The sequence below is a fragment of the Paenibacillus mellifer genome, from assembly GCF_023195895.1.
GTDB classification, from domain to species: domain Bacteria; phylum Bacillota; class Bacilli; order Paenibacillales; family Paenibacillaceae; genus Fontibacillus; species Fontibacillus mellifer.
The window spans coordinates 1-7,367 of sequence record NZ_JALPRK010000043.1 but is presented as its reverse complement, the minus strand read 5'-3'; the positions used below and the strand labels follow the sequence as shown (position 1 = coordinate 7,367).

The window sequence follows — 7,367 nt, the reverse complement described above, 5'->3', positions numbered from 1 at the left end:
CCTTTCTGCGATTTAACGCAGAAAGGGCTTCTCTTTCATGGATTAACCTTGTCCTTCTTCTCCCAGGACAAAACGATATACGCTGTCCACCTTCTCCTCCGTCAGATCCCCGCTGTTGTCAAACACTAGGATAGAGGAAGCCGGAATATCCCAATTGATCTCCGGCACGAACTGCACGCGGTGCTTGAAATCATCCCAGTGCTCCAGCTTCCAGGTATCGCGGTCTGTGCGGCGATCGATGATTCTTTCCTTTTGGGTTTCCATGTCCTTCAGCGCGACGACCACGACCTTGACATCCACTTCTCTCTTGGACAATCCCGCCTCTTGAAGGAGTGTTTCGAGCCACGTTTTGTTCTTCAGCTCCGCCGTGAACGGAGAGATCATAAATACGTTTTGGCCGGCCGCCAAATTCTCAATGCAGATGTCCCGCGTCGTATCGTATTCCAGGTCACGCAGGTGTTTCTTGTAAAATTCAGAGTCCCGGTCGTTCACATCCAGACCATTCATCTCCAACATTTTTTCCACACAGCGCCCCCCAACGGTATCGCGGTCCAAAAAGGCCGCCGGCATCCGTCTTGCCAGCTTGCGGGCCACCGTCGTTTTCCCCGTTCCGGCGACGCCTACGAAAAAGACCAATTTCAACATGATGTCTAAATATCCTCCTTCGGCAATTACGAGCAGTTATGTATTTTGTCCTATTGTATCATCTTTTCACCTGTTTGCGCCGCTGGCTGCCGCCACAAAAAAAACCGGCCCGGGAAGTTCCCGGCAACCGGCGACTTAAGCTCATGTTCCACGCGCCATTGTGATGGCTTAAGTTTGCTGCTGCCGCAGCCGTGTCTCCCGGGCGAGCTCCTTAACGTTATCCTCGAGCCGGCTGCGCAGCTCCTCGGCGATTTCGAAACCACCGGCATCGGTACGCGCCACCTGAGTGTCCACCGCATACACGCCGCCTAAAATATATCGTGCGCCCAGCACGGACAAGACTGGCTTCAACGCGTAATCGATCGTCAGCAAGTGCGCAAGACTGCCCCCGATAAAGAGCGGCAGGATCACTTTCCCGGCCAGGCCCTTTTGCGGCACCAGGTCCAGGAATGTCTTCAATACGCCGGTATACGACGCTTGATAGACCGGGCTGGCCACAATCACCGCGTCCGCTCCGGCCACCAGTGCATTCGCTTTAACGATCGCTTCGCTTTCAAATTTGGTATGGATCAAATCCTCCGGCGGCAATTCGCCCACGTTCAAGTGACTGACTTCGAAACCTTCGCCGCGCAGCAGCTCCTCGGTCAGCGAAATCACCGCCCCCAACCGAGATCCCAGTGTTGGATTGCCGTTAATCACCGTAACTTTCATATGGAGTCTCCCCTTGTCTCATTCGGACGTTCGCCTTCCCTCGAATCCCTGACGAATTCCCTAAATTTTAAAACGATGCTATCAAGATTTGCCTGAAAAGTCAATGCAGACGGGGCGTCAAATGCCCCGATTGACAGCAGGACTATCTTAACCCGGGGCGAGTTACAGTGCCTCGATGATGTCTCCGGCGAGCAGCGACGCCGGGTTGCCCGTGCGGGCGGCGGCTGCGCGTTCGCCGGCCAGGCCGTGCAGATAGACGCCGAACGCCGCCGCTTGAACGGCGTTCAGGCCTTGGGCCAGCAGCCCGGCAATCAGGCCGGTTAACACGTCCCCCGAGCCCCCGGTCGCCATACCGGGGTGCCCGGTGACGTTGACGAACACACGGCCGTCCGGGGCCGCCACCACGGTGCGCGCGCCCTTGAGCACGAGCGTCACGCCGTGCTGCAAGGCAAAGTGCCGCGCCAGGCCGATGCGGTCCCGCTGCACCTCGGCCGTAGAGAGGCCGGCCAGCCGGGCCATCTCGCCGGGATGCGGCGTCAGAATCGTCGCCGCCTCCCGGCGCTGCCACGCCGCTAAGCCGTTCGCGGCGGCGAGGACGTTCAGGGCGTCCGCGTCCACCACGAGGGGACGCGGGGCGCCCTCCCACACGGCGCGCAGGAAGCCGTCCTCGCCCAGGAAGCGGCCCAGCCCCGGGCCAACGGCGAGCACGTCACGCGCCGCCAGCAGCCGCAGCAGCTCGGGCGCTGCGGCTGCGTTCCATGCGCCGGCGCCGGGATCGCCGGTAGCCGGCGCAAGCATCAGCTCGGGCACGGCCCCGAGCACATGCGGCAGCAGCGCCTCCGGCAGCGCCCACGTGACGAGGCCGCTGCCGGCGCGGAGCGCGGCTTTGGCGGCCAGCAGGCCGGCGCCGCTCATCGTGAGGCTGCCTGCCGCCAGCAGCACGTGCCCGTACGTGCCCTTATGGCCGTCGGCCTCGCGCCGCCGGCCGGGGTCCACCCCGAGCTCGCCGCGCAGCGACTCCTCGGTGAGCAGCACCCCCACTTCCGCCGCAAAGCCCGGCGGAAGCGCGCGGGGGATGCCGATATAGCGGACGATCACGTCCCCTGCGGCCTTCGCCCCCGGATATTGCGTCAGCCCCGTCTTCAGGAAGGCGAGGCACACGGTGATCCGGGCCTGGATGCACGGGTCGTGGACCATGCCGGTATCGGCGTCCAGCCCGCTGGGGATGTCGGCTGCCACGATCGGCAGCCGGCTTTCGTTCGCCTCCCGGATGAGGGAGGCGTAGTCTCCCCGGGGCGCGCCCTTCGCCCCGGTGCCCAGCAGCGCGTCCACGATCCCCGTCACCCCGCGGGATCGGGCCGCGGCCACCGCGCCGGGCGTGTACACCTCGCCCGGCAGCCCCAGGGCTGCAGCGATGTTGTGCTGCAGCCCGGCTTCGCCGCCGAGTCGCTCCGGCTCCTCGGCGTACAGCAGACTCACCTGCACGTCTGCATCCGCCAGATGGCGTGCGCACACCAGACCGTCGCCGCCGTTGTTCCCCTTGCCGACGAGGATCAACCAATGCTCCGCCGGGTGCTCCTGCGCCGAGTCCCGCTCCTCGCCGTTCGTCCCGGCTTGACGCTCGCGAATCGTCTCCGCCGGGTGCTCCGGCAGCCGACCTTCCCGCCGCAGCCGACAAAAGGCCAGCACCTCCTCGGCAATCGCCCGTCCGGCGTTCTCCATCAAGGCGACCGCCGGGATCCCGATCTGCTCGATGGCATGGCGGTCAATGGCGCGCATTTGCTCCGACGTCACCATTCTCATCGCTTCTCCCCTCCCCCTGATCTTACTTACACACCAAACAGCTCTCTCCTAATACCCCACCGTAAATCGGGTGCCGACATAATACGGGTCCTCCGCTTCATCAAGCAGGGCTGCCGCATAATCCTCCGCCGTAATCCGGCTATTGTCGCGCTCGTCGGTGACCAAGCGGTCCAGGCCCAAGCGGAACATGCCCGTGCGTTTCCCCGGCTCGATGAGCGCCGGCGGGCTCAACACGGTCCATTCCAGATTCGACGCCTGGTAGATGCTCAGCGCCTCTTCATGAGCCCGGGCCAGCGGCCGTACTTCCTCCGGGAACTCCGACGTATCCATCAGTTTTACTCCCGGTGCGACCTCAAGGCCGCCCGCCCCGCCAACGGCGATTAACCGGCGAACCCCGCCGCGCTTAACTCCTTCAATCAGTGAACGCGTCGCTTCCTGCAGTTCGTCCTCTTCCCCGAAGCGCGGCCCATACGCGCTGATCACGAGGTCCTGTCCCTGGACCAGCCGGGCGATGGAGTCGGGGACCAGGATATCCCCTTCTTCTAGGGCCAAATGCCCGGCCTTCTTGGTGTCCGCAGGGACGAGACTTAGCAACCCCATCTCGGCCGCTCTCGCCTGATCTCTAACCACTGCCGTAACTTCATGTCCGCGCCGTAACGCTTCCTCCGCAATTTTTTTTCCAATCGAACCCGTCGCACCAAATAATACAATCTTCATCTATCGTTTCGCCCTTTCCTCGCATTGGATGGCATTCCCAGGTTTTGCTGTTTTCATTATAATCATCCTGCCCCGGCAAGTCCAAAAGAACAGGGCCTCCCCGCCGCCACGCAGCCAGAGAAGCCCAATGTCGCCCGTAACTGACCGATTGTTGCTGTTTGTGCAACATTTGGGTCGGTCCGTGCCGGGATGGATCTAATTTGTTGTCATTGTTGCAACATTTTCAGCCAAAGTTGGCGGATGTGCCCGGAAAGGTTGCACCTTTTGCAGCATTTTCACCTAAACTGGTTCGGGGCGCACGGATATGTTGCCTAATTTGCAACAAATCGGGGATTGCTCGCTTTTACGTCGTACCCCACATACAATCGTCCTCCATTATCCTGCTTTTCCTAACGCAAAGCTCAAAATCAAAATGACGAACACCACCGCGGTAATGATCACATACCGGTAATCCCGCTCCGCCCAAAACAGAAACAAAGAGATGAAGACACGGAACACCGGCGTCAAAATAAGCAGCAAAAGGCCGGTCTGAATCACTGCTGCAGCTTTGAAAGCCACCAAGCCGGACATCATGGCGCCAAAACTGGTCGGGTACGTATCCCCCGGATACCCGCTGTCGCCGGTGACTAAATACTGGACGAGTCCAGTTACGATGACGATTGCGGCTAGCATAACACCGATTCGCAGCATTTTGCTGATTGCCGTCTCAATTTCGAAGGTGCGGCTTTGCGCCGCATCGTTAGGGCCACCCATATCAACCCCTCCATCCTTGGTAGATCATTTGAAAGGCCACGTACACCATGACTGGGATAAAAAGCTTGCGAATCGTCTTGCTCTTCATCCGCTGCATCAGGCGCGACCCTACGGTTGCACCAATCAGGACACCCAGCGCTACCGGCGCCGAAATGATCGGTATAATGTCGCCGCGGAGCAAATAAATACCTGCACTGGCCGCCGCCGTCACGCCCATCATAAAGTTGCTGGTCGCGGACGACACCTTGAGCGGCATTTTCATAAATACGTCCATGGCCATGACCTTGAAGCTTCCGCTCCCGATGCCCAGCAGTCCGGAAATGACGCCCGCGCCGTACATCACCCCGAAGCCCTCGTATACCCGATCCACGTTATATGCGACGGTTTGGCTCAGCGCCTTATCGTAATACTCGCCCTGCAATCCGAGCTTTTGGGCTACCGGATGCAGCGGGACGTTCTCTGGAACTTCTTGCTTGCCCTTTTTGATCATGGCATACGCGGAGTACAGCAGCAGCAGCGCGAAAATAATATACAGAAACCGCGGGGCGATTAATGCCCCGATAAACGCGCCGGTGATCGCCCCGACGGTCGTGGCGATCTCCAGAAACATGCCGACCCGCAGATTGGTGATTCGGTCACGGATATACGCCACCGCTGAGCCGCTTGATGTTGCGATGACGGAGATGATACTCGCCCCAATCGCGTGGTTGATGTCAACGCCAAACAGCAGGGTCAGCGCCGGTGTTACGATGATTCCTCCGCCCAATCCGAGAACGGAGCCGACGATTCCTGCCAGAATGGCGATCATGAAAATTTCAATTACTGTAGAAGTCAATCCGACGGCATCTCCTTTGTCCTTTACGATCATGATGGCCTGCCCCTAAGGCCGCCCCCATGTCAATGCTTTCTCCAATACATCCCGAGGCCGCCGGGAGAGGTGTACTCGAAGCCGAAGGGCCGGTACAATGCATCCGCCGGGACGTCGGCGATCAGGCTGACGTAAGTTAGCGGCGCCGCATGCCCCTCCAGATATCTCATGATTTCTTTCATGATCATTTTACCCAGGCCTCTTCCCTGAAGATCCGGACGTACGATAATATCGACAACTTGCATAAAGCACCCGCCGTCGCCGACAACTCTTCCCATTCCCGCCAACCCCGATACATCATGTAAAGAAATAGCAAATAAAGAGTTGGCTAAGCCGGTGGCTGCTCCTTCTGCGCTGCGCGGGCTCATTCCAGCTTGCTCTCGAAGCCGCAGATAATCGCTAACCTCAGGCGCTACGCGAATGATTTTAACCTCACCACCAGGTTGTCGTTCATTCATGTTGTTCCCTCCGTCTGCCGTTTATTTTCACAAGTTTTCATCAGTTTCCAAGTATACCATATTTGCAAATCTCTTGAACCAAGCTTGAATCCAAACGGCACGTGTGCAATAGTGATAGGAGGAATATGGAAAGGGTGATCACCGTGTCACTATCGGAATGGGTTACCTGGATGCAGACGACTGAACATTCCGCAATTGCTGCCTTTCTGGCGTTATCTGCGTTTCTCGCGCTTTACGGTGCGACACGCCGCAAAATCGACCGGGATGAACACAGACGGCTGGAATACGTTAACTCCACTTTGGATCGTTATGCTTCGGCTGCCGGGTCTTTAATGACGGCTATGGATCTGTCATCGCAAACTTCCCTGGACCCGGACCTAGGCCTCCTACGAGACAAGCTGCTCGCTTGCCGAGCCGCGCCTTATACCAGCGAGAATCTGTTGGCGCAAATCGCCGCCTTCGTCGAGGATGGCGATGCAGCCCGCCTCCCCCTGCTGCTGAGAACGATCGAGCGGGAAAGCGAGGCTCTCATCGCCGAGCGGGACAAGTTGCTTCGCCTGATAGAACGGCCCGGCTGGGGAAGTTGGCTCTGGCGCGTTCTCCGGCCTCTTTTGCCGGTGTTGTTCGCCGCCGCTTTCTTTCTAACGTTGCTTTGGTTATGGCGTTTGCTGGGTACGAGCTTCTCCAGCGAGACGCAAACCGAAAGCGTATGGGAACTGGCGACCGGCTGGATACAATTAACCTCCTGCTGGTTTGCATTGCTGCTGCTGTACATGGCCATCATGGGTGGACGAAATCGGCATGACAACGCAGTACCCGCCCGTCTGCTGGCCGCCTTGATCGCCGTGTTGGCCGCAGGCCATTTAGCTGGGAGCCAGTTCACCCCTTATATATTGGGCGCCCAACTGCTTCTGTTTCTCGGCGGATTCCGCTTAAACAGCCGCAAGCCGAGGAAGGCGCGTCCGTACGTCGGCCACGACCCGCTGCCGATGGCACCGGGGGTTGGCGAAATTCCCCTTCCTGGAGCCGTGCAGGCGGAAGGCCGACTAGGAGAAGGCGAAACGCCACAATAAACACAAACAACCCCGATTCCTTGTAGGCGGGGCAGGCTTTGTTGCCTGACCGCCCGGAATCGGGGTTGTTTTATGGAATCCGTTCAGCGATTTACCGCTGTCCGGATTCGCGCAAAGGTTTGGCTGTATGACGGGAAATACCGGAAGCCCTGGAGGCGCTGCCCGAATTTAACTCGTAACGTTTGCGCTCCGTGCGTTCCATTTGCACGATTTGGCCTTCATGAACGACGATGTTTAGCGAACCGAATTCCATGCCGCCCAGCAGTTCCGCGATCCGTTCCAGCCAGATTTCGTCGAGTTTCAATGGTTTCGCCATCCCCCTACCCCTCCCCTTATATA

General features: G+C 59.0%; 9 protein-coding genes. 1 reads left to right on the top strand and 8 read right to left on the bottom strand.

Translation table 11 applies throughout. The features are described from left to right. Window positions 1–42 precede the first annotated feature (42 nt). From M0651_RS23790 to M0651_RS23760, 7 genes are all read right to left on the bottom strand, one after another. A complete protein-coding gene (locus tag M0651_RS23790) occupies window positions 43–645 on the bottom strand; it encodes a P-loop nucleotide/nucleoside kinase family protein (RefSeq protein ID WP_248554148.1) in 603 nt (200 codons plus the stop codon). Between the two features lie 168 nt (window positions 646–813). Further along, complete coding sequence (gene ssuE / locus M0651_RS23785) at window positions 814–1,356, bottom strand: NADPH-dependent FMN reductase (protein WP_248554147.1); 543 nt, start codon at window positions 1,354–1,356, stop codon at window positions 814–816. A gap of 162 nt (window positions 1,357–1,518) precedes the next feature. Then, the gene (locus tag M0651_RS23780) at window positions 1,519–3,159 is read right to left on the bottom strand and encodes an NAD(P)H-hydrate dehydratase (protein WP_248554146.1); all 1,641 of its coding nucleotides are present in this window, start codon (window positions 3,157–3,159) and stop codon (window positions 1,519–1,521) included. Window positions 3,160–3,207: 48 nt separating this feature from the next. Further along, complete coding sequence (locus M0651_RS23775) at window positions 3,208–3,876, bottom strand: NAD(P)-dependent oxidoreductase (RefSeq protein WP_248554145.1); 669 nt, start codon at window positions 3,874–3,876, stop codon at window positions 3,208–3,210. A 375-nt stretch (window positions 3,877–4,251) separates the two neighbouring features. Further along, window positions 4,252–4,629 (bottom strand): DUF1634 domain-containing protein, encoded by a 378-nt coding sequence (locus M0651_RS23770; protein WP_248554144.1) that lies wholly within the window; start codon window positions 4,627–4,629, stop codon window positions 4,252–4,254. Window position 4,630: 1 nt separating this feature from the next. Further along, a complete protein-coding gene (locus tag M0651_RS23765; protein ID WP_372491048.1) occupies window positions 4,631–5,437 on the bottom strand; it encodes a sulfite exporter TauE/SafE family protein in 807 nt (268 codons plus the stop codon). Window positions 5,438–5,526: 89 nt separating this feature from the next. Continuing rightward, on the bottom strand, window positions 5,527–5,955 hold the full coding sequence (locus tag M0651_RS23760) for a GNAT family N-acetyltransferase (protein WP_248554143.1): 429 nt from the start codon (window positions 5,953–5,955) through the stop codon (window positions 5,527–5,529). 134 nt (window positions 5,956–6,089) lie between these two features. Between M0651_RS23760 and M0651_RS23755 the strand changes: the two genes are divergently transcribed. Next, the gene (locus M0651_RS23755) at window positions 6,090–7,028 is read left to right on the top strand and encodes a hypothetical protein (protein ID WP_248554142.1); all 939 of its coding nucleotides are present in this window, start codon (window positions 6,090–6,092) and stop codon (window positions 7,026–7,028) included. Window positions 7,029–7,119: 91 nt separating this feature from the next. Here the strand turns inward: M0651_RS23755 and M0651_RS23750 are convergent, their stop codons facing one another. Next, window positions 7,120–7,344: a YezD family protein gene (locus M0651_RS23750; protein WP_248554141.1), complete on the bottom strand. Its 225-nt coding sequence runs from the start codon at window positions 7,342–7,344 to the stop codon at window positions 7,120–7,122. Window positions 7,345–7,367 lie beyond the last annotated feature (23 nt).